This is a genomic window from Pseudomonas pichavaramensis (assembly GCF_050473265.1).
Classification (GTDB): domain Bacteria; phylum Pseudomonadota; class Gammaproteobacteria; order Pseudomonadales; family Pseudomonadaceae; genus Aquipseudomonas.
In genome coordinates, this window is the sequence record NZ_JBJKFJ010000002.1 from 318,945 (window position 1) to 338,165 (window position 19,221).

Sequence of the window (19,221 nt, forward strand, 5' to 3'; positions counted from 1 at the left end):
TCGCCTTCTCTGCCTCTAGCTCTTTCATATATACACCACAACAATAATTTTTAATTATTTTAGCCGCCAATGTTAAAACAGCAAATAAATATGTTATAATATAATTATGCAAACAAAATAACAAAAAGGATAAATTGCATGGACACTAAAATAATACTTAAAGCAGAAGCCATTCTAGCAGAGATGGTTAGAAGCTTAAAAGCTGAACGCTCAAGTCTTTACTCTGACATTCATCTTTCTAAGCTAGCCAACAACTACAACTTAAGTTTCAAAATCCACACTTACGATGTAGTGACTACAATCAAGCTGACTCTAGATTTCCAGCTGATCGGCGTTTTTACTTGGATCACTGAAGGCAAAGGCGTTAAGAACGTTGCTGCTGCTAAAGAGGCGATGAATAAGCGCCATCTTGGACTCTACGAAGCCAAGATCGCTCCAGTTCTTGCAAAAGTTGTAGGAGCTTAATCATGCATCCCAGATTTCAAGAACGTGATTTTTCTATCAGACTGGGCCGCGCCATGGCCCTGGCAACAAACCATTTCATAGCAACCAAGCAATTCGAAGCTTTCGATGAATGCTGCAAGATCTCAGCTCGCGCAGTGAAAGAAGGAATCACAGAAGCAGAGCTGATTGCGCTCGAATCATTAGTCAGCAAAACCACCGGCACCGCGATCCAGGTGCCGGCAGGCGAAATATTTGGTGTACGAATGAAGGTTGAGGAAAACGACGTTATCGAGGCAGCCTGGCCATCAGATTGATGGTCAGGCCCACCTATTCTCGAACTCGTAGCCAAGCTCCTCTAGCAGGTTTCCGAGTTCAAGCGACACCCGCTCTTCAAAGAAGAGCTTCTCGTCGCTGTAAGTCAGAGCGAGATGCATGTGTTCGACAACTACGTTGCCATACATATCTTTAACTGTGGGTGGCTCATTTACCCAAACCTCGATGAGAGCCAAACCGCTGTGGTCAACTCGCCTCATTCTGGGCGGAATCGACACTTCCGCTTTTCGATCAAGCCCGCCGCATTCGTTCCAGCGGCTCAAAGAAACGGCATACGTCTTGTAGCTGTTGTCGGCGATCATCGACAGCTTCTCTAGCGCTGAATCCCCAGCCAACGGCAGCCCCGGCAGCAAGGCTGCCAAGGCATTGGCATCGACAAAAAACTCATCGAGCTTCGGGTTCCCTGCCAGCTCGCGGAAGTGATCAAAGCTCTTCATGCCGTTCGCGAGAATCTTTGGTTCGGCTGCCTGCGCCTTCTCAAGTGTAAATGACATTGACAATTAACTCCTTTTATATCAAGCAGTTATATTGTACTTAGCGACTCTTGTCACTATCGAATTTCCCGCATCTGCTATTGCTTCGATCTCGACTAAGAGTTCGCCCTTGACGATCAGCGAACCGCTCATGTCAATCTCATTGCCATCTACGCCATAACTCACTACTTTCGTTACTCCGCCCTGCTTCAAACGCACGTTGTAAGTGACTCCATCTTCCGGCACGTCAAGCAGATCTGTGTCGAGCAGAATGCCCTTGTAATCGCTGCTGCGTCGGCACCACCTGATTCGGTAAGTCGAGCTTTTGGACACGCTGTTGCCCGAATACCAGCCATTGAGCATTACGCCTGCCGGCACGACCGGCAGCTTGTACCTGCCAACCACATTGACGGTATGCGTGTCGCTCGTGTCTTCAGTCAGCGCATCGTTGTTCGTGTACGTCAGCAGCTTCGCATCGACGTACCCTGCCGGATATGCAAGCGCAGTAGTAATCGGGGATTGGTCAACGAACCAAACCCGAGCACCGAGCGCATGGTCGTAAGTCACGGTGTCAATCAGCCCACGTTCCAGCCCGCTGATCAGCACATTTCCGTTTTCGAGCTGAGTGACCGTGCGATAGCTAAACCACTCGGTCATCGCGGGATCAGGATTGTCGATGTACGCGATGTTCTCGCCGCGCAGGATCTGGCCAGTCGTTGCATTGCCCAGCAGATCCAGATCCTTGCCCTGAACTTCGAAACCAGAAGCTGTTTTGGCAACAATCACACCGCTGACGCCGAAGCCGGTCGTGCCATCCCAACTGAACTCCTCCTCGCCTGGTATCTTCGTGAGCAGTCTGTAACCCAGCTCGTTGTCCGGACGCTCAGCAACGCATATGAGATGACCTGCTTGGCCGTCGTCTTCAAGAACCGCTGGGCACTCGGTGATCAGGTAGTTGCTGATGGGGTGAGCGACGCTCGATGGCCTGGTCCACTCATCGTTTGCTGGCGGCGTGTAGATCGTTTCTGTAGTACCAAAAACGTCCTGGATCAGGCTGAGCTTGATCGTGCCTTTATCCAATGTCCCGAGATCAACAGACGTAACTCGCATGACCATTCTTGAGACATCTAATGGGCTCCAGTTCAGCACGATGGGGTCGCCGACCTGAACGCGATGCAGCTTGCGATTGCACTCGACGGTGCAGTTAGTCAAAGGCGATGACAATGGGATCATCAGCCTGGCTGCGATGCCTTGAGCCACGGTCGCTGTTGTGGCGTATGGGAAGTCCTGCTGGCTCGAATCCACCAAGCCCTTATGCACCCTCAAACCAAGGTTCTGGGCTTGAGCGATGCGCTCTTCATAGTCAGCAGAGCGTGACTTGTACTTGACCCGAATCTCGCTGACAGCGCTGGTGACAGAGCCGCGTTTGAAGTCGCTGACTGACTTGATGATGGATTCATCAATCACCGGCAGGTTGTCGATTTCGTAGTCCGGACGAACCAGAGAAATCCTGAGCTGGCCTGTGGTTGCATCAGTGATCTTGTTGCCGTCGATATGCTTGAGGATGTCGCTGATGATGTCGCCAACCTGTTTCTGGCCATCCAGCAGAATCGAGAGCCCCAGGCCCTCGGCATGCAGCTGCTCAGCGCAGGCTTCGATAGCATCGATATCGATCAGAGCAGCAGGAATAGACGAGCCGAACATCCTGTTCGTCAGGAATTCATAGACTAGGTAAGCAGGGTTGGCATCGTCACCAATGCGTTCCCACTGACTGTTTCCAGCAGGGCTTTTGGGGAAGCGCTGCAACTCCATTGCCGGCGAATTCAGCGAGGTGCTGTTGCCGAAGTAGAAGTCTTTGAAAACCAGGTATGACAGGCCGCGCAAGGCACTGGTCTTGTCCTCGCCCACCTTGGAATTCAGGTAGGGATCTTCGTTTTGGGTCCGATCTCCGGAGTAGAACGTGATCGTCCCTGCAACACCACCGCCTCTGTCTTCACCGCCGAACAGTTGCTGCTTATCGACGCTGAATGAACCGCTGCTGATCTCACCTGACCAAGCCAGATCCTTTCCGAACCACAGCTTTTTGAGCACGACACCAGGGCCGTAGCAGAGCCCTGCCTGGACGCCCAGGTAGTATTTATACCCAACGGTCTGCTTCTTCTTTCCCGCCTTCTTGCGGATCGGGATTGTCCTCAGTGCCCCGTACCACAAGATATTTGGTGCGGTCAGCTTGACCGTACCGCCGATGTATTGGATCGGTCGATCTTGAGCCGTAGCGATGTTGAAGTCTTCAAGCGTCCCTGCCCTAGCAGCCTCGCCGCCTACTTTTTTCATGAGCATGTACGCGCTGACTAGCGAAATGATCAGCACGACTGCGTAGTAAATTAATTGTCCCCAGCCCATTTTTTCTCGTCCTTGAGATAGTTTTTATTTCAGTTATTTATTAAATGCCGTCGATAAACGGGTTGTCTGACGGAATGGTCTGGAACCCGAAAAAGTTGTCCTTGTTGCCAAAGGTCTTGCATGCCGCTTTCGTTCGATCACAGCCCTTTGTCAGCCGGATTACGTCTCCTACCTTCAAGCCATCCATAGCCGTCAGGAGGAGGATTTTGTTGGTGGCTGCGTCATGGCCACTGATCATCACCCATTGATCGCCAACCTCGGCCAGGCCGGCTGCGTAGTACCCGTCCGGTCGGTCGATGGTGTTGAGCGTGATCAGGGTGCCGTTATTCTCGATTGAGGAAACAGTGTGGTACTCAGACCAGGTGTTCACGTCCAAGCCACAGAGTTCGTCGAAAAGGTTGTGATTGCACTGGTACTGGTAGTACATCCGCAGCGCGACTTTGTTCATCAGTGCTGCTACGGGCTCGCATTCGAGTGAGCATTTGTCGTCGTTGAAATTTGCGGAAGTGACCTGGCCCGACCAGAGGTTGATGCCGGGGTCACCGGCAGCGGCTTTCTGGACACGGATGATCTTTAGAGTGATTTCACGACCAGGAAGGCCGCGCTTGAAGAGCTGAGCAACAGGGTTGTCCGCACTGACCGTGATCGACAATTTCTGCTTGTTCGGGTCTTCTGATCTGACAAGCGAGCCGCGCTTCAAGAACGCGGGCTGGTAGATCGTTCCATCCACATGCAGGAGCTGACGTGTCTTCGTTGTGAATGCGTGTGTGTCACCAGCGTGCGTGAATCTGTACAGCTCGTAAGGCTGGCTCAGCCATCCCGATTTTTCGTATGTGTCATAGCTCATAGTCCAAAACTTTCACTCCCTTTGATATCTCCGCCACGTCCGGTGTGACGAAGGTGAATTCGAAACTGTCGCTGGCCCAACGGGCTGGCAGCATGAAGCTGATCCGCTCGACATCGAGAATGCTCATTGCTGGTAGAGGCTCGTCGATGGTGATGCGCTCGATGTCGCTGCTGTCGATCTGCGCGCCTACTATTTTTCGGTAGAAGACCTGGCCAAGGGCGTGGATCGCGACCTGGCGGTAGCACTGGTGCGCGTACTTGAAGCTGGCGTAGCCGGTATTGCTGATCGACAAAACTGTGGCTCCATCCTGAAGCCCAGCAGCGATGTAGAGATCATTGTTTCCGGAGTTCATCCAGAAGGGCTGTTGCTGCCCCCTAGTGCTCAACATGAAATCGATAAAGGCGCGGATTTCTTCTGTGTCGAAGAGCGTGAAGGCAGCGCTGTGGAGCCGCTCAGGTAGCTTTGTCCTGGGTTTTACGCGTCGATAGCCGAGACCGCTGTCATGCACCTGGAGACGGGCATTCAGCTCATCAGTTACGTCCGTGAGGCGGTTCGGGCGTTGCTCCAGGAGAGGCAGCCCCCAAAGCATTTGCGTTGCCTCAGGTGCGGTGAAACCATCGGCCTCTGACTGCTTTTCAAATGTCAGTGAGACTGTTGCTACACGGTCGGTGAGGCGAGTAATGGATGCACCGTCAGGCAGGAAACAAGCGTGAGCGACATGACATTCGGTGCCTGCGGGATACGACCTACCAGCCGGTTTTGCAAAGACGATTTCGTCAGCAGAGCAAGATTCGATGAGGTGAACATTTCCCTCAACTAGCAACACTGAATACCGCTGGCTTACTTCGCGGAGCGGTCTGTCGATTCGAACAACGCGGTCGCTCGGCCCCACTCCATCTACGAGCGAGAAAACCTCATGCCAGGCGGGCACCAAGAACGAGTTTTGATACGTGTCTAGCCGGTTGCTTGCCCATGCTTCCTGCTCATCGGTGAGTAGATATGAGTAGGTCATTGAGCAACGCGGGAAATCCATAACTGACGCTATTTGCTCAGTGCCATCCCACGCTTCGAACACATCCGAAACGAAGTCGTACTGGACCCGCACGCCGCTGTTCCAGTTTGGGCGTAGATCCCATAGCACCGCACGGATACCTTCTACCACCAGGTCTAGCTGCTTGCCGTCTACTGATATTTCTATGCTGCCTGAGATCGCCGGATTACCGCTCCGCGAAATCGACCAGGGGATCGTTTGGGCGCTGAAGGGGGCAATACTTTTTGGTGTCACTAGGCTCAACACTAGCCCATCAACATCAGTCTCCAGGCCTTCGATCACTGACCCGCTGAGAGCACTTGACCACACGCTGAAAGTGCCCGTGGCATCATCGGCAACAACACCAAGAGACATCGTTGGCCAGGGACTCACAAACACTTCATTGAAGAATTCGGTGTGCCAACCGTTGGGTATGGTTGATACCCCGTTGTTGCCAACTGAGCTGGAGTGAACGGCCTCGCCGCTCGCATACACCCGCTTTTTAGGTTCAACGAAACCGAAGCTAGGCGCCGGCAGACGGAGCGAGCTAGTGACGATTAGGGCCTCGATTGGATCGATGATCATCACGCGATCCTCAACGCGATTCCGAGACCCTTGCCGACAGTCGAATCGTGATGAAAAGGCTCTGGCTTCTTGCCGAATGGTAGGACGTAATACTGCTTACTGCCGACTGTGTAGGTGCGCTCAGCAAACAGCTCGCGCATGTTCACGATGAACGCGTATTCGAGATTGCCGATGTATCGCCACTTGCCGCCCTGACCGCCAAAGAATTGGATGGGCACAAGCATCGTCAGACCAGTAAACGCGGAACGAGCACGGGCAAGGATGCCGTCACCATTATTGAGTGAGTAATTTGGGAAGCCATAGAAGCTGCTGTTGAGCCCGTGCGTCGTTGCCAGATCGCCGGTCTCAGCATCACTGTTGAACCATTTCGCCCAGCCTCCCGTGTGCTCATTGAGCACATAGCAAGTAGTGCCAGTTGATGCACTGGCCAGCGGCACATTCGTCTGCCTCAACACCGAATTCACATCGTTCGACATCTTCAGCGACCCGCCAAAAAACGTGGTCTGAGCAGCAGCGATGACGCGCCCGAAACACAGGTGCTGCCAGAACCCAGCAGAAACCTCGGTAGCTACCCAGCACATGTACCCATCGTCGAGAAAAACATACTTCGATGCATATGGGAGAAGCATCATGTCTTCATCAAGTTCAGGCCTTCCCGGCTGTCCAGAGAAGCCTCCAGCAAGCTCATAACCAGTGGCGCCGCGAACGGCTATTCCGGCAATACCAAAAGGAAACGCCGGATCATCTGGGAGCGTGTTGTTGAACGCACGAAGCGAAAAGAAACGGTTCGGCCCGCGTTGAATCTGCAACGTCGAAACTGACTCATCATTGATCGTCCACCCTCGCGAAGACAGGAACGATTTCAGGCGAGAAAGCAGGTCAAAAACATCGAGCGCAAGACCCTCAGATTTCACAAACATCACGCCACCTCCAGCACAAAAAAGTTGGAGTTGCGATAGACGTTGGGGAAGACGATAAACGTCCTGCTCAGCAGCGTGAACTGCGACTCTGAAGTGACTGCTTCAGCATCAGTGCCAAATACACCTTCAATGTAGCCCAGCCACTCCCCCTCCCACTGTTGAGACTCAGCACTCGGTAGCCCAGAAACGACGAGCGCTTGGAACATCGTATGCCCGCCACCGAACTCTCTTCCGAGCTGATCCAACCCGCCGTTGAACGGAAAAATGGCAGCGTAATTAGTCGGCGCATTCCCGCTGAAATTCACTGATTGCCAGCTTCCATTTGGCAACAAAACCCTCGGTGCGCCGACACCAACACTGCCCCGACCAAAAAGGAAAATATTCTGGTTGTCGGTAGTACCGGACCACAGCTTTGCGTTGCCAGTAATCGATCCGCCGATGAGCAATGGTTCTGGGTAATCGGCATCTGATGCGAATGGCAGGAGATAACCGAGGTGTGCAGCGACGTAGACTGATGAGAGCTTCACGACGATCATCAGCCTGCGATCACTGATCGCAAGCCAGACCGTTAATGGCAAATTCTGAAGCGGCATTGCTGGGCACAACGCGCTGCTGCCGTTGTGTGCTATAGCGCCGAACTGGCCGTGAAACGATGCGTCCGGCTCGAAGCTGCGGTAGCCCTGTAGCCATAGATTTTTGTAGCTACCATCAGCTGCCGTTTCGGCTCGGAGACCGACATGGGCACCGGCAGGTGAGCGCAGGATAAGCTCTCGCTCATCAGTTGTTGCGTCACGAAGCGTTGTCCATCCCGCTGCTTCGACGCGTGTACGAATCTGTGTGAGCAGCGCATTTACGCTGCTCGTAGTGAATGTTTGAAATGACATCGGAAACTCCATTTTCCTAAAATATATTATACCATATATTTATTAATTTAGGACAGCTTTAATAGCTGTAGCGTTATCAGTAATGAAGTTCATGATGCCCTTCTGACCAGCCTGCGAATCAAGCATCCGGCCAGCCATCGTTTCTGTATCCAACAAGTTGTTGATCACTACCTGCTGACCAGCAGAACCATTACCGCCTTTACCACGACCACCGTTCAACGGGTTGTCCGGATCATTCTTCGACATCACGTATTCGCCTTTCTCAAGCACAGCGGCCACTTCATTCGAAGCCAGGCCTGGAGCACCACCGTTGTGAAAACGCGGTGCGTTCGACCACAACGACGCTGACAGATTCTTTCTCCATCCGCTGCCTGTTACTGCCCCGCCATCATGCAGCGTTTGCGCCCCCATCGACTGACTCATGCCGGACACGACACCACCCCAGAAGCTGCCCTGGCCACCACCGCCAGTGAGTCCAAGGAGCGACTGAATCGCATACAACGCATACGCTTTGATGATGAGCTTCGAAATCTGCAAAGCCATGTCGAGCGCGAAGTCGCGGAAGACATCGCTCGCCTTTTTGGTGCCATCGATCAGACCATCAAAGGCATCGTCAAACGCATTGCTCAGCCCTGCACCAACTTTCTGCCCGAGCGAATACACGTCGTTCAAATCGTTGATCGCCAGCTTCGTCTTCTTGCGCACTGAGTTGATCGTGTCTTCGTCGCCGGTCTTCCCTGCAAGCTCATTCGCTTTATCGGCAACCCCTTTCATCCTCTCGTCGTATTCCTGGCGACTGATGAATCCATCAGCCAGTTGTTCCTGTAGGCGCTCCATTTCCTTGAGCACCTGGTCGAGTTCAGCCTTAACTCGCTCCGCATCGATGAGCTTTTTGACGAGATCCAGGTCTTCTGCACTTCCGCCCATTTTGACCAGCAACTCGCTGTAGTTGCGGTCGATCTCCATTAGATCAGCTTCGTAATTTTTGCCCGAAAGCCTGAGCAGCTTGATGCGCACGTCAGCTACTTCTTGCTCGTAAGATTTCCGCTTTTCAGCCGCTTCTTTGTCTAGCCTGACGCGCTCGTTCGCGACCTCCGCATCCTTCAATTTCTGAGTCAAAGCGAGTGATTCGGCATCACCTTGGGCAACTCGAAACATCTCTTTGTACTTCAGCTCGATCTCAGCAAGAGCGGCTTCCCTTTCTGCACCTGTAAGCCTGATCGCCTCGATCTCTTCACGTGCAATCTGGTTCTGAAGCTCCCTGCGGCGCTGGGCAATTTCTTCAGCCCGGCGCTTGGATTCCGCAGCAGCTCTTTCACCAGCTGCTCGCGCAGCGTTGGCTTGATCGATAGCAAGCCTGTTGTTGATCGCATCAGCAGCATTCTGATTCGCCACAAGCGGATTAAGCGCTGCTTCTTGAGCAGCCAATGCATTTCGTTTGGCCATCAAGATATTGATCTCGCCTTCGACTGCGTAACGCTCAACCTGCGATTTCTTGATCGCATTGATCTTCGCTGTCAGCTCATCTCCGGCCAGGCCGAACTGCTTCGCTGCGTTCTCAGCAGCGTTATCCAGTGCGGCCAGGGCGACTTGTTTGGCAGCAATGGTGCCGTCCAGGATCTGCTGGTCATAACCAATGATTTGCTTCTCGACAGCGGCGCGTTTGTTGTTGAGATCAGTAGCCACGGCGATGCGAGCGTCGGCGGCTTGGCGAGCTGTTTTAGCGCCCTCGGCTTCTTCACGATCGATCACCGACAAGCGAGCAGCAGCGGCGTCTTCAGCTTGTTTAATTGTGCTTTTGGCTTCAGTTTTGGCGATCTCGATCATCTCTTTAGAGAGTTTGTCAGCAGCAGTTTTGGCGGCAGTGTTTGCCTTCTGCTGGACAGCAGCGGCACGGTCAGCAGCGGCTTGGGCAGCGACTTCGATGCCCTTGAGCTGCTCTTTCGTCGTCGCTGCGCTGACCTGGGATTCGAATGTCTTACCGACCTCGGTGCCGATCTCGCGGATCTTTGCCAACGTGGCGTTTTTGTCAGCATCACTGACAAGTGATTTGGGCTGCTGGTCTTGTTTTGGAATGAGGCCCTGGATACCAAAATTTTCATTGCCAGCAGCATTCATCAGTTTCTGCTGCTCAATGATCTCTTTGTTGACCGCCTTCAGGCGCTCTGCGAGCGCAGTGCGCTGTTTGGTGTATGAGTCGTCGCTTTCGAAGCTGTATTGCTTCCGCCCCACCCCCTTGATCAGCGCAGCCTGTTCTTCTAGCAAAGCATCTTGGGTAGCTTGAGCACTGGCTGACTTGTAGTTACGCATGGCCTGGGCCATCGCATTGAGCGCATCAGCAGCTTTGTTTGGAGCATCAGTCGTAGTTGCTAGCTCGACCGCGAAATCTTTCCACGCCAAGCGCGCATTCTTGATTGCTGCCGAAAGCCCTTTATTTGCACCTTCAGCAGCCCCCTCCCCGAGCTGCTCTTTCAGTGCCTCATACAGCACTTCCTGAGCTTTCACTTGCTCACCAGATTCGATCAGGGTCGCGATCAATTCTTTCTGTTCGTCACTGAATTTCACGCCCTGTTTTGACAGAGACGCCAGGCCGTTGATTGGGTCTTCAAAAGCCTTGCCGAGCGACACGACCTGACCACGCACCTCGCCGCCCATGACTTCCGCCATGTCTACGCCGAGGCTGAGAACTTTCTTCTGCATGTCACCGACAATCGATGTGAAACCAAGAAGCGCGCCGGCAGCATCAGCTATGCCGCCACCGTCAAACAGGGTGGCCTTTTCTTTCTCGCTCGCGAAATCCATCAGCTCCTGGGCAGACACGCCGGCAGCGCCTCCTACCGATTTCAGCAAAGCATCGAGACGCCCGAGCTTGCGCTCATCGTCAGCGATGTTCGTTGAGCCATAAGCCAGGGTTGAGAAGAAAGCACCGAGCGACACAGCCCCCGCTGTTGCCGCAACGCCGATGCCGCTGATGTTGCCTCTGAGGTTGTCCAGGTGACCGCCAAATGTAGCCAATGGGCCACCAGCGGCTTCAGCTGAGCCGATTATTTTGTCGAGTGCGGTTGAGATGAGGCTGCTGCCGTTGGAGACAGATGCATCATTCATCGCATTCGTTGTGCTTTTTAATTCGCGGGTCAGGCCTTGTAGCTGTTGGGCTCCTGAGACCTTAAGATTTATTAAGTAATCAACTACGTTGTTAGCCATTGTCGATAAGTCCTTTTATCAACTCGTTGTAATATTCACGCCCCTCTTTCCCGAAAGCGCTGAAGATCGCTGCTTGTTGCAGCATGGATTCAGTAACTAGAGAATTCCGTTCTCTTGAAATCACTGAGTCTGCTAGCTTGAAAAGACGCTTTATTGGGTATCTGTACGGGTCGAATCGCTCACTGTTGTGTCCGTGCGCTATTAGCACCTGAGCTGCCGACTCGATCATTTCCTGAATCTTTTCGAGTGTTACTTCCTGTTCTTCTTGCTTTCCTTCGCCAGCCCTTCTTTGCCGTTCAAACTCTTGAATTCTTTGAGCAGCGGTGAGATTGCGATGTTGATCTGAGCAAGACTTTTTTTTAGACCTTCTGGCATCGTCAGCCTAGCTACCGTGGTGGCGAGCTGGATCTGAGTGGGTATTGGCAACAAAGCGATCTTGAAGGCGTACTCCGGCTCTCCAGCCGCAAGCGCTATCACGAGAGCGAGGAAGCCCGTAGAACGAACCGCGAGCTGGTTCATCAGTTCGGCTTGGTCATCTAGATTCGCTCCTTCGAACAGCCAGCGCATCACAGTCTCTTGCTCGTTGACCAATACAGCGAAATCTGTGGCACTAAGGCCACGGACATCGAGGAAGAATTCTTTGCCCAAAGGGCAGCCAGGGTTCAGCTGAACCCTTTCGGTTGGTATTTCAAATGCTGAAAGGCTCATCCTTGATCCTTTATTAAATTAGTTAATAATTAATGAAGGGCGAATGAACGCCCTTTGGTTATGCAGTGACGCGATGCTCTTCTTTGAACATCTTCGACAGCCTGGTTCCGGTGATGGCTTTGCTGAGCTGCAATCTGCCTTTTAGCTCAAGGTCGCCATAATCCGTGCTGATCAGCTGACGCTGTGCGGCTGGGTCGAGTGAGACCTTATGCCAGGTGACCTTCACGTCATCACCTGTAGATACGTTCATGCCTTCGAAAACGATTTGGACATCAACCGACTGATTTATGAAGCCTTCGATTCGGTCAACAGCTGCACCCTGGTACGCAATTTCCAGCTCATCTTCGTCAGCAATGCCATCCTCAGAAGGCTGATCAGCAATGATGAAAATCGTGCCGCTTGAGGTCAGGTAATGCACGCCTTCATCGTACGTTACGAGTCCGTCAGCCGACTTCACAGAAGTGATTTCAGTCGCAATGCCATCAAGCATCACGGCCTTGCCGATGTACGCAGTGCGAGTGATGGTCTTGGCTACAGCGGCGTCACGGATCACGTCACCGTAGAGCGCCATCGCCAAATTCTTCGGCTCGAACGACTTCAGCGTGACCGTGCCCTCAGCCGTGTTCTTCGTGATACGGCTCTGAGCTGTACCGAGCGAACCAGTCATAGTGTCGGCCATTTCAACCCTTTCGTTCGACAGGGCAAGCACAGCAGAACTGCACTGACCAGCGTTCGAAAATCCGCCGACTGGGCGATCTAGGCTATCGAGTTTTGAAATCAGAACAGCACCGTTGCCGATCCATCCTTTTGTGTTGTCTATCGGGTTAAATAAACTTCCCATTTTTACTTCTCCTCATCCTTGAGTAGTGGTTGTTAGTTTGTTTTCAAAAGCAGTGTTTGTTGCCAAATTAGTGACCATACGCTGTATGCCGAGCTGGTCTTGAATCCTGAGGTCTCCTCGCCCCATTCCAGAAACTCAATCGAATTCGGCGCCTTGGCGGCAGCAATCGGAGTGTTCTGGAGGACGCCCAATAGCTTCTGTGTTGCTTGAGCAGCAGCTCGGGAAAATCCGTTTCCCTGCCTGTCTGCCTTGGCAATTACGAGTGCGCCGGCACCGATTGTTGATTCGACCTCACCAGGGCGCAGACCCTTTCGGAGCGGGCCACCGGCTCCGGTGACGAGGATCAAGAGGCCGCTTGCTGGTACGTTAATTTTCTTCAGATCTTCTTCGCCAAATTGGCCAGTGAACAGGTCGGTTTTGCAGCCGAGGCCGGTCTCGATTGAGGCACGTATGGTGTCGAGGTATTCGTCGAGATAGACGCCGCGATCAGTCATTTGTGAAACCCTCAAGCACGGACTTCAGGCGAGCGCGAATCGACTTCGTGATCTCTGCATCCCAGTCCTTGGGCAGGCCTCGTTCATCGGGAAGGATCGCTCTTTTCTGCACGCGCTGGCCTAGCTGGTGGTACTGCGCATACTCAACGTCGGTGAAGATGCGCATCGTGTTGCCCGTAGTTGCACCACGTATGCTGTTTCGGAGCCTGCCGGTGTCGAGCAGTGGCTGACCTGGAACTCGGCGGCGGTTTCGCCAGCGAGGCTGGATGGGTGCCCATTTCACGCCGTAAGGATCGGTGCTGTTTCTAAAGCCAAGGCGAACCTTAGCCAGCAGCCTTGCGTTGATCTCGTTCGTCGGCCAGCCCATCCGTGCAGCTGCTTCGATGCGGGCGCTGATATCTACGAGCGGGCCGGCGTTGACTGAGATAGAGATGGTCATCGATCAGCACCGAACGATTTGGACATTGCGGAAGCCCCCGTTCTTCGAGCTTTCCCCCGTCTCTGCGAAGAGCTTTGCACGGCCAGTGGCTACGTCGCCGAAGAATTTGATGGCATCGGCTTTGCGTTCTTTGATCAGCTCGGTGACGTGCTCCGGGTTCAGCTCGTAGCGAGCCAAGTCCAGGATGCGCAGCTTGATCGAGGCTTGGACCTTGGTGTCGTATGCAGACAGTCCGGCAGCGAGCAGGTACGCGTGGGCTGTGCCTAGAGCGGCATTGATAGCCCAATCCACCTTGGCTTGGTCTGGCTGGCCCGCGTCATTGAGCGGAATGTCGTCGCTTCCAAATGCGACAATGAAATCGTCTATCGTGATAGTCATTGCAAAATCCTTTTTGCTTTGCCATATTATATCATATATTTATAATTTATTCACTAAACGGACGATAAAACATGGAAGAAAAAGAGATTGATGAAGAGGTGCTAAAAGCAGCAACTAAGTTGTTCGGCAATGAAGCAGATGCCATAAATTGGCTAAACAAACCCTGCTTAGCATTGGGGCGTCTTAAGCCTGCTGATGCAAATCCTTCTTATGTTTTAAAAATAATTGGCAGACTAGAACATGGGATACAACAGTAAATGACATTGACTGCTGGACAGAAGTCGTTATTTTTATATTAATAAATACGACTTCTGGTCAGGCAGACAATGTTATTGACAGCCTTCGGCTAAAGAATCCACTGGATGGTTATCTGTAGCTCCTGCGATTACCACTTCCTCCTTCTTTATATAAACAACATAGAAGTGGTAATTAATGAAACAAAGCTAAGGCCACCTACCCGCTGGCCCCTTTCCCCGCCAGGGGCTTATGCGGACTCAACGAAAGCACCCAAGCTCTTACCAGCTCGCCATTCCTGGAAGCGCATCATCCCCAATGCCTCGATCTGAGTGGCCTCATCCTGCCGAGCAAGCCACTGCTCGTAGTTCTCTTTAATTGCCGGCTCACCATCGAACACGGGAATCATCACCGTCCTGCACCCCGGATGCATCGGCGGCCTAGGCGCCTTCGCATCTGAGTACGCAAACACCTTCCCATCCAAGCCCTGGCAGATCGCAGTAGTACGCGTATCAAGCACAGCAGACAGCTGGTACGTAGCAACCCCAGCCCTGCCAAACAACTCTTCGTCGGCCTTGGCGGTGATCGCAGTAGCAGCAGTCCGAATCATCGTCTCCGCATACCGCTTCCCTGCCGTGAACTCGCCTGCATCACCTGCCATCAAGGCCTTCGCGATGTTCGCCGTGCTCTCACCCGAGGCAATTCCCAGCCTCACCCGGCGCTTCACGCCAAGGGACATCGACACCCGCTGCTTCGCCACCCACTCGGCCAATATCTGCCCATCAAACGGATCATCGACAACCGCCGCACGAACCCAGTCTTCATCAACCGGCATCGCCCCGACGCCCATCTTTGTTGCCAATCTGGCTGCGAAGCCAGCTTGCACAACCCCCAACTTCGTCAGCTCTTCAGCTGCTGTTTCGGCGATGCTGCCGTAGCCGCCGAGGATGATTTCGTCGATGGCCACTAGGAGTCGCTCCAGGCCTTGCCGGTTGCGGGGATTAGAGAGAGCGAGCTTCATAGCGATCTCTTTCTGCATCGCCTCGATCTCAACTATCAGCGTGCGCGAGATCTTCACCGCCTGCCGGCGCTGTTTGATAGCTTGGTGAACGATGGAGTCTCTGCCGTTCATGCTGTGAACAGCTCCCCTTCTTCCTTCCTGCGCCTTACCAGGCCTGGCAGGCGGACGCCTTTCGCATACACCCACCTCGACAGCTGGTACGGCACCTCATCGTAGAAGCCTTGGTTCAAGCGTCTACGCAGGGCTGAAGCCTGGAGATTGCCGGCGCCGGCATTGAAAACGAAGTCGATGAGTGCGGCACGCTGGTTGTCATTCAGCGGAACCGTGATGAGCCGATCAACTGCCCGCGCAGCAGTGTGGAGATCTTCACGTAGCCATTTCTTCGCTATGTCTAACGAGATCGCCGGCCAGCGGCTCAGTGGTGCCCAAGCTTCCTTGCTCAGCAAGTGGCCATAGCCAACGGTTGGGTAGCCCACCGGATCGTGGTAGGGCTTCAGCCGAAGCCCTTCATGGTGCTCAGCAAGCTGAGCTGCAATTTCGAGCGCTGCGTCCATGCTGCGCCTCCTATTATTTCAGTTATTTATTATTTCCACTTGAATGCATACTTCGCAGCGCGCTGGCCGAACCAGAACGACAGGACGAGTGCCAACATCGCGTAGTCGTTCTCTGACCAGATCTGCACCAAGGCCGTCTCCGAAGCGACGTTCTGAGCAACCAAAATTTGGTACTGACCATACTTAACGGCCATGTAGAAAAAGACCAATGCGGTAGTGATTCCTGGGCGGATGATTCCGTTGATGAAATCGAGGATGACGAACAGGTAGTACCCCGGCACTACCAGCTTCGCCGACCATCCTGTCTTAGCTGCCGCATCTAAAAGGTCAACGCCAAAAGACCGATGATCCTGCCTGATCACCTTGCTCTCTTCGATGTCAGCTTTCGACTCGATCTCAGCCATGCGCCACGTGTGCTCTTGAGCTGCCATTTCTGACCTAAGCTTCATCATGTCTAGCTCTTGCTTGTAATCCTGTTTCTTACCAATCAGCTTTATAACTTCAGGTAAGAATGGGGCAAAGAACCCAAATAGTGCCGATAACCATGCCATAGCGACCTCCCTGTCACTTATTCTTTTCTATCAATAGTTTGTTAATTTGCTCATACAAGCGATCAATCTTATCGCTGAGCTTATTGAACTTATCCTCAACGCTTTGCGTATCTCTCCGCCGATCTTCTTTAAGTTCAATAACTTGCTTATCAAGCACAGAGATGTTTTGGGCATTTGCGCTAATCCTTTGATCTAAAGCAAAGTAAGCAGCACTACCGGCCAGAATCAGAGCCACAGCTTTAATAACAAGTTCGCCGGGTATTTTAAAATTATTGGGGAATTCACTCATATCGGCATCCTTGCCATTATATTATTAAATCACTTATTATTATATCACAACCAAGGTTTGACTGGCCATTTAATATTAGCCAGATCAGCTTGCTCGGTTACATCCCTAAGCGTTTTTCGATATGCACAGTAATCATCCAGTACATCAGGATCTATGGGCACGCCAGTTATTTTCTCATCATCAAACAATGCATTTATTTTGTGATCTATCTCTTCAAGCAAGGGCTTGCGTATTTCCCTAACTTTCTCAAGCAAACTGGCCTTGTTGACAGATTCAACTTCGACAATTTCACCATCAGCGCCGATCTTTGCCAGCTTGCCAGCGTTTTGGATTCGGAGAATTTGTCGGGCTTTGTTTTTGTCGATCACTATGTTTGACAACAAAACCGGTGCTGGAGCAGACGCAAGATTGTGAATGCCCAACACGATTCCGTTTCTATCTATGTGTGCGATTGTAGTCATTTAGATAATCCTTTATCTCATTATGTAGTAAGCAAAGCCGCTAGTATTTGAGAAGATGTGCGGAACATCAAACTCTTCACCGCTAGCAAAAACCGCTGACTTCACCAGCAAATTAGCTGTGTTATTTGTATAGTAGACAACCCCGGATGCTTGATCATAGTCTAGTGCCGGTGCGGGTGCATCAACAAAGACAACGCTCTTAAAAGCCCCCGAAACTGTATACTCAAAGATGTAACTACCAATGCTTGTAGAGACTAGCAGTCCAGTATTAGCAACAGCTCTCATCTTTGATGAATCAGTAAAATATGAATTCGCGTTATTGAATGTCTTATCAAACGAATACACATTACTTTCAGTTTGCACAAAGAACAGCGTATCGCTTGAATCAATGCTCAAGAAAATGAAGTTCTGCCAACCTATCGTGTAAGCTTCATCATCGAAAATCTGGTAGATCCCGCCGCTATTGTTAATATCAACCAGTACAGCGAGGATTTCACCATCAAACAACGTAAAGCATTTTCTATTTGATGTAGGCTTCAATCCGTCACTCAGCACACTGAAGTATTCGTGCCCTGCTCTTAACGAAGCAGATCGGTAGATTTCACCATTACTTCCAAAAAAATTGTAAATCCCGTCTTTTTTAATTATGGCAACAACATCACTAGCCAAACCCTCAATCTCGACTTCAGTAACGCCACCAGCTGTTTCATAAATGAAAAGCTTGTTGTTGCCAAAATGTACAATCGAGCCATCATCGTCAATGTAGTCATTCGTTGACGTTGAATACGCGATATTATTGGTCTGGAACGTCTGCCCACCGTCAATAGAGCTGACGCTGGCGTTTCCTTGGGTGCTACTGATCGCGATCAGGTTGCCAGAAACTGTCATAACGACCGCTTCTGTCTCGTTGCCCAAGCCGATTCCAGTCTCAATTAGAGTAGATTCACCGAAATCCACCGGCATGTCCGGGTTGGTCAGGAAGCTCAGGGCATGTGCCAGGGCCGGGTGATCCTCGCGTAAGTGCCTGCTACCATTGCATTTTAGGGCGTCTAGATAATCATCCTGGGAAATTACTTCGTTTCCATCACCGCTCGGGGAATTTACTCTAAATGCAGCGTCTGGACGCAGGATAATATCGCCAGAACGCAGCGATCCTTCATTCGATATTAAGTTGATGATGTCTGATATAGAGACAGATTCGCTCGATCCTGGCTTGTGAGCATGCATTTTCATGCCCAAATCGCCGGTCCATGGGGCTAATTGTGATGGTGTTTTCATAATATTGTTCGTCCATGTATTTAATAAGCAACAAATCCGTTTGTTGCCAAAAACAACTCGCTAAAAACAACTCGTGTTTCGAGCGATATCGCAAAAATTGGTGTTACTATGGTTCATCAGCCGCCTGCTCAAATCGCACCAATGCCCCGTCATTCGTGGCTTCCGGCTCACCTTCGTCGGTCACCACTACATCACCTTGTTGCTCGTCTGGGTGACGAAAGCAACTCGGCGAAAACAACTTGAGCGGCTCGATCAGCATCACCGTACTCCGCAGATCCAGATCAGTGATTCGCCCTCTCCCTCCATCAGCATCACACTGATCCGCTCACCTGGCACGCATGCCAGTACAGCGCCGGCACGAGCATCTATGGGTGCAGACCAGGCATCAGCTGCATCGCCTTCACGGCTGAAGCGGACGTGAATGAGCGACTTGCAGAAGAGATACACCGCGCCGGCTTGGAGCGGTTGGGTTGGCGACAAAGGAATCCCCGCTTGCAGCGGAACAGGGCCAGCGGTGAGTGTGCGGTTGGGCTGCACTGTCTGTAGCGATTCACCGTGCCGATCAAGGCTTGTCATTACCATTGTCGGCCTCCTTCGCTACTGGCTTGGGCTTGGAGCGCCTAGTGGGCTTTGCGGCCTCGGCTGGTGGGGCTGGATCAGCGACGGTGGTGGCTTCCAGGGCCGTTGGCTCGGCTTCTGGATAGCTGTAACCAAGGCTTAGAAAGTGAGCGAATGAGCGGCTGCCGAAGTCGGCGAAGACGGTGTGGCCGGTATCTGGATGGCGAAGCTCGTGAGTTTGTGTAGTTGTGCGTGACATCGAATCCTCCTTGATTCTGTCCTTAAGGAACCG

At 52.2% G+C, this 19,221-nt stretch carries 23 protein-coding genes; 3 read left to right on the forward strand and 20 right to left on the reverse strand.

The genetic code is table 11. The annotated features are described in order from the left end of the window. Positions 1-138: 138 nt before the first annotated feature. Together ACJRW5_RS05040 and ACJRW5_RS05045 are read left to right on the forward strand one after the other, a co-directional pair. The gene (locus ACJRW5_RS05040) at positions 139-465 is read left to right on the forward strand and encodes a hypothetical protein (RefSeq protein WP_484569433.1); all 327 of its coding nucleotides are present in this window, start codon (positions 139-141) and stop codon (positions 463-465) included. A 2-nt stretch (positions 466-467) separates the two neighbouring features. Further along, a complete protein-coding gene (locus ACJRW5_RS05045; RefSeq protein ID WP_484569434.1) occupies positions 468-758 on the forward strand; it encodes a hypothetical protein in 291 nt (96 codons plus the stop codon). 3 nt (positions 759-761) lie between these two features. Here the strand turns inward: ACJRW5_RS05045 and ACJRW5_RS05050 are convergent, their stop codons facing one another. The 12 genes from ACJRW5_RS05050 to ACJRW5_RS05105 form a co-directional block, all read right to left on the reverse strand. After that, positions 762-1,271, reverse strand: a complete 510-nt coding sequence (locus ACJRW5_RS05050; protein WP_484569435.1) for a hypothetical protein — start codon at positions 1,269-1,271, stop codon at positions 762-764. A 21-nt stretch (positions 1,272-1,292) separates the two neighbouring features. Further along, positions 1,293-3,653: a phage tail protein gene (locus tag ACJRW5_RS05055; protein WP_484569436.1), complete on the reverse strand. Its 2,361-nt coding sequence runs from the start codon at positions 3,651-3,653 to the stop codon at positions 1,293-1,295. A gap of 40 nt (positions 3,654-3,693) precedes the next feature. After that, on the reverse strand, positions 3,694-4,500 hold the full coding sequence (locus ACJRW5_RS05060) for a baseplate hub domain-containing protein (protein WP_484569437.1): 807 nt from the start codon (positions 4,498-4,500) through the stop codon (positions 3,694-3,696). Beyond that, the gene (locus ACJRW5_RS05065) at positions 4,490-6,115 is read right to left on the reverse strand and encodes a hypothetical protein (RefSeq protein ID WP_484569438.1); all 1,626 of its coding nucleotides are present in this window, start codon (positions 6,113-6,115) and stop codon (positions 4,490-4,492) included. The genes ACJRW5_RS05060 and ACJRW5_RS05065 overlap by 11 nt, the downstream gene beginning before the upstream one ends. Continuing rightward, positions 6,115-7,035 (reverse strand): hypothetical protein, encoded by a 921-nt coding sequence (locus ACJRW5_RS05070; protein ID WP_484569439.1) that lies wholly within the window; start codon positions 7,033-7,035, stop codon positions 6,115-6,117. Before ACJRW5_RS05070 ends, ACJRW5_RS05065 begins: the two co-directional genes overlap by 1 nt. Then, on the reverse strand, positions 7,035-7,919 hold the full coding sequence (locus ACJRW5_RS05075; RefSeq protein ID WP_484569440.1) for a hypothetical protein: 885 nt from the start codon (positions 7,917-7,919) through the stop codon (positions 7,035-7,037). The genes ACJRW5_RS05070 and ACJRW5_RS05075 overlap by 1 nt, the downstream gene beginning before the upstream one ends. 42 nt (positions 7,920-7,961) lie before the next feature. After that, a complete protein-coding gene (locus ACJRW5_RS05080) occupies positions 7,962-11,123 on the reverse strand; it encodes a phage tail length tape measure family protein (protein ID WP_484569441.1) in 3,162 nt (1,053 codons plus the stop codon). A 249-nt stretch (positions 11,124-11,372) separates the two neighbouring features. Next, the gene (locus ACJRW5_RS05085) at positions 11,373-11,831 is read right to left on the reverse strand and encodes a phage pre-tape measure protein (RefSeq protein ID WP_484569442.1); all 459 of its coding nucleotides are present in this window, start codon (positions 11,829-11,831) and stop codon (positions 11,373-11,375) included. Positions 11,832-11,889: 58 nt separating this feature from the next. Next, entirely contained in the window at positions 11,890-12,672 is a 783-nt protein-coding gene (locus ACJRW5_RS05090) for a phage tail tube protein (protein ID WP_484569443.1), read from the reverse strand. A 32-nt stretch (positions 12,673-12,704) separates the two neighbouring features. After that, positions 12,705-13,166, reverse strand: a complete 462-nt coding sequence (locus ACJRW5_RS05095; protein ID WP_484569444.1) for a hypothetical protein — start codon at positions 13,164-13,166, stop codon at positions 12,705-12,707. Next, positions 13,159-13,605, reverse strand: coding sequence for a phage virion morphogenesis family protein (locus tag ACJRW5_RS05100; RefSeq protein WP_484569445.1), 447 nt, complete (start codon positions 13,603-13,605; stop codon positions 13,159-13,161). The genes ACJRW5_RS05095 and ACJRW5_RS05100 overlap by 8 nt, the downstream gene beginning before the upstream one ends. Before the next feature lie 3 nt (positions 13,606-13,608). Next, a complete protein-coding gene (locus tag ACJRW5_RS05105; RefSeq protein WP_484569446.1) occupies positions 13,609-13,983 on the reverse strand; it encodes a phage protein Gp36 family protein in 375 nt (124 codons plus the stop codon). Between the two features lie 71 nt (positions 13,984-14,054). Here ACJRW5_RS05105 and ACJRW5_RS05110 point away from each other — a divergent pair, with 71 nt between their 5' ends. Then, the gene (locus tag ACJRW5_RS05110; RefSeq protein WP_484569447.1) at positions 14,055-14,240 is read left to right on the forward strand and encodes an antitoxin Xre/MbcA/ParS toxin-binding domain-containing protein; all 186 of its coding nucleotides are present in this window, start codon (positions 14,055-14,057) and stop codon (positions 14,238-14,240) included. A gap of 227 nt (positions 14,241-14,467) precedes the next feature. Here the strand turns inward: ACJRW5_RS05110 and ACJRW5_RS05115 are convergent, their stop codons facing one another. The 8 genes from ACJRW5_RS05115 to ACJRW5_RS05150 form a co-directional block, all read right to left on the reverse strand. Then, complete coding sequence (locus tag ACJRW5_RS05115) at positions 14,468-15,349, reverse strand: minor capsid protein (protein ID WP_484569448.1); 882 nt, start codon at positions 15,347-15,349, stop codon at positions 14,468-14,470. Continuing rightward, positions 15,346-15,792 carry a lysozyme gene (locus ACJRW5_RS05120; RefSeq protein ID WP_484569449.1) on the reverse strand — a complete coding sequence of 149 codons (447 nt, stop codon included), beginning with the start codon at positions 15,790-15,792 and terminating at the stop codon, positions 15,346-15,348. Before ACJRW5_RS05120 ends, ACJRW5_RS05115 begins: the two co-directional genes overlap by 4 nt. Before the next feature lie 29 nt (positions 15,793-15,821). Beyond that, positions 15,822-16,343, reverse strand: a complete 522-nt coding sequence (locus ACJRW5_RS05125) for a hypothetical protein (RefSeq protein WP_484569450.1) — start codon at positions 16,341-16,343, stop codon at positions 15,822-15,824. Between the two features lie 13 nt (positions 16,344-16,356). Next, positions 16,357-16,632 (reverse strand): hypothetical protein, encoded by a 276-nt coding sequence (locus tag ACJRW5_RS05130; RefSeq protein ID WP_484569451.1) that lies wholly within the window; start codon positions 16,630-16,632, stop codon positions 16,357-16,359. A 44-nt stretch (positions 16,633-16,676) separates the two neighbouring features. Next, positions 16,677-17,093, reverse strand: a complete 417-nt coding sequence (locus ACJRW5_RS05135) for a phage tail assembly chaperone (RefSeq protein WP_484569452.1) — start codon at positions 17,091-17,093, stop codon at positions 16,677-16,679. A gap of 12 nt (positions 17,094-17,105) precedes the next feature. Continuing rightward, positions 17,106-18,371 (reverse strand): hypothetical protein, encoded by a 1,266-nt coding sequence (locus ACJRW5_RS05140; protein ID WP_484569453.1) that lies wholly within the window; start codon positions 18,369-18,371, stop codon positions 17,106-17,108. 106 nt (positions 18,372-18,477) lie between these two features. Beyond that, positions 18,478-18,630 carry a hypothetical protein gene (locus ACJRW5_RS05145; protein WP_484569454.1) on the reverse strand — a complete coding sequence of 51 codons (153 nt, stop codon included), beginning with the start codon at positions 18,628-18,630 and terminating at the stop codon, positions 18,478-18,480. 303 nt (positions 18,631-18,933) lie between these two features. After that, positions 18,934-19,188 (reverse strand): hypothetical protein, encoded by a 255-nt coding sequence (locus ACJRW5_RS05150; protein ID WP_484569455.1) that lies wholly within the window; start codon positions 19,186-19,188, stop codon positions 18,934-18,936. Positions 19,189-19,221 lie beyond the last annotated feature (33 nt).

Bases quoted from the DNA above. Each gene is read 5' to 3' on its own strand.
- ACJRW5_RS05080 (WP_484569441.1), bottom strand. From the start codon at position 11,123: ATGGCTAACAACGTAGTTGATTACTTAATAAATCTTAAGGTCTCAGGA.
- ACJRW5_RS05130 (WP_484569451.1), bottom strand. From the start codon at position 16,632: ATGAGTGAATTCCCCAATAATTTTAAAATACCCGGCGAACTTGTTATT.
- ACJRW5_RS05060 (WP_484569437.1), bottom strand. From the start codon at position 4,500: ATGAGCTATGACACATACGAAAAATCGGGATGGCTGAGCCAGCCTTAC.
- ACJRW5_RS05075 (WP_484569440.1), bottom strand. From the start codon at position 7,919: ATGTCATTTCAAACATTCACTACGAGCAGCGTAAATGCGCTGCTCACA.
- ACJRW5_RS05100 (WP_484569445.1), bottom strand. From the start codon at position 13,605: ATGACCATCTCTATCTCAGTCAACGCCGGCCCGCTCGTAGATATCAGC.
- ACJRW5_RS05045 (WP_484569434.1), top strand. From the start codon at position 468: ATGCATCCCAGATTTCAAGAACGTGATTTTTCTATCAGACTGGGCCGC.
- ACJRW5_RS05150 (WP_484569455.1), bottom strand. From the start codon at position 19,188: ATGTCACGCACAACTACACAAACTCACGAGCTTCGCCATCCAGATACC.
- ACJRW5_RS05145 (WP_484569454.1), bottom strand. From the start codon at position 18,630: ATGCTGATCGAGCCGCTCAAGTTGTTTTCGCCGAGTTGCTTTCGTCAC.
- ACJRW5_RS05140 (WP_484569453.1), bottom strand. From the start codon at position 18,371: ATGAAAACACCATCACAATTAGCCCCATGGACCGGCGATTTGGGCATG.
- ACJRW5_RS05115 (WP_484569448.1), bottom strand. From the start codon at position 15,349: ATGAACGGCAGAGACTCCATCGTTCACCAAGCTATCAAACAGCGCCGG.
- ACJRW5_RS05065 (WP_484569438.1), bottom strand. From the start codon at position 6,115: ATGATCATCGATCCAATCGAGGCCCTAATCGTCACTAGCTCGCTCCGT.
- ACJRW5_RS05105 (WP_484569446.1), bottom strand. From the start codon at position 13,983: ATGACTATCACGATAGACGATTTCATTGTCGCATTTGGAAGCGACGAC.
- ACJRW5_RS05050 (WP_484569435.1), bottom strand. From the start codon at position 1,271: ATGTCATTTACACTTGAGAAGGCGCAGGCAGCCGAACCAAAGATTCTC.
- ACJRW5_RS05125 (WP_484569450.1), bottom strand. From the start codon at position 16,343: ATGGCATGGTTATCGGCACTATTTGGGTTCTTTGCCCCATTCTTACCT.
- ACJRW5_RS05070 (WP_484569439.1), bottom strand. From the start codon at position 7,035: ATGTTTGTGAAATCTGAGGGTCTTGCGCTCGATGTTTTTGACCTGCTT.
- ACJRW5_RS05095 (WP_484569444.1), bottom strand. From the start codon at position 13,166: ATGACTGATCGCGGCGTCTATCTCGACGAATACCTCGACACCATACGT.
- ACJRW5_RS05110 (WP_484569447.1), top strand. From the start codon at position 14,055: ATGGAAGAAAAAGAGATTGATGAAGAGGTGCTAAAAGCAGCAACTAAG.
- ACJRW5_RS05135 (WP_484569452.1), bottom strand. From the start codon at position 17,093: ATGACTACAATCGCACACATAGATAGAAACGGAATCGTGTTGGGCATT.
- ACJRW5_RS05055 (WP_484569436.1), bottom strand. From the start codon at position 3,653: ATGGGCTGGGGACAATTAATTTACTACGCAGTCGTGCTGATCATTTCG.
- ACJRW5_RS05120 (WP_484569449.1), bottom strand. From the start codon at position 15,792: ATGGACGCAGCGCTCGAAATTGCAGCTCAGCTTGCTGAGCACCATGAA.
- ACJRW5_RS05040 (WP_484569433.1), top strand. From the start codon at position 139: ATGGACACTAAAATAATACTTAAAGCAGAAGCCATTCTAGCAGAGATG.
- ACJRW5_RS05085 (WP_484569442.1), bottom strand. From the start codon at position 11,831: ATGAGCCTTTCAGCATTTGAAATACCAACCGAAAGGGTTCAGCTGAAC.
- ACJRW5_RS05090 (WP_484569443.1), bottom strand. From the start codon at position 12,672: ATGGGAAGTTTATTTAACCCGATAGACAACACAAAAGGATGGATCGGC.